This is a genomic window from Bacillus sp. AFS001701 (genome assembly GCF_002559405.1).
Classification (GTDB): Bacteria; Bacillota; Bacilli; order Bacillales; family Bacillaceae_G; genus Gottfriedia.
In genome coordinates, this window is the sequence record NZ_NTZO01000652.1 from 1 (window position 1) to 998 (window position 998).

Consider the following 998-nt stretch of genomic DNA (forward strand, 5'->3'; position numbering starts at 1 on the left):
AAATCCTCCCTCTTTCGCTTTATATTTTCTACTTATTTAACATATCTTTTATTACATTTAATTTAAAAATCTCGATAGTACACTCTGAAATATTGTTTATCATCACTTGGGATATGGTTCTTCGTATCATTTTAACCTGAAATTTAAATCATAAAAATAAATTAAGGCTTTTAAGTGCGATTACTGTCAATTGCTCCATGCTAGAGAAACGAATACTGAAATGTCTTAGGATTCATGTACCTAAAAAAGAGTATAGATCCAATCCAATCTGGATAAAATCCTACTCAAATTAAATGCATTTTTTGCAATCTTCGACCAGTTTTTGCCTTTCACCCTACTAAGCAATGTTTGATAAAATTCACTGAGGACGTTTAAAAAAATAATTTAGACTATTGCTTTGCAATGGAATAAAACATTGCACTCTATTCTAAATTACTATGCAATTTAAAAGCCTTGCTATTATCCATATCATTAAGTCTACCAAAAAGTAAACATACCACATCAAATACAATATGAGAGCATTGGTCAAATAAAGAACCTAGCGGTTGAATTGTTTTCAACTCGTTCTCCCGTCGGTATTTGGTTGCGGCTGGNNACATGTAGAATTTCAGTTGCAGCGGCTGCTAATGGTGATTCCGGATTCGTTGTTACTGCAATAATTGAGCAGCCAAGAGATTTTGTTTTTTCTGCCGTCCAAACCACATTTTTTGTTGTTCCAGAGCCAGAAATAGCCACTAACAAATCTCCCTCTGCAATGGAAGGAGTAATGGTTTCTCCGACCACATAGACAGTTGCACCCAAATGCATTAGTCTCATCGCAAACGATTTTGCCATAAATCCGGAACGGCCCTCACCAATCACAAAAATCCTTTTTGCTTTTTGCAATTGAACCGCTAATCCCTGAAGCTGATCCTCTGCTACTTGACCAAGAACAGTTTCAATTTCTTTTAAAATAGTTGATACAACTGTCATATTCTATTCACCCTTTGCCTGTAAAA

1 pseudogene is annotated in these 998 nt (G+C 35.0%); it reads right to left on the reverse strand.

Features of this window, described 5'->3' with window-relative positions:
• Positions 1–422: 422 nt before the first annotated feature.
• Positions 423–972, reverse strand: a pseudogene (gene hxlB, locus CN514_RS24390) (6-phospho-3-hexuloisomerase).
• Between the last annotated feature and the right edge of the window lie 26 nt (positions 973–998).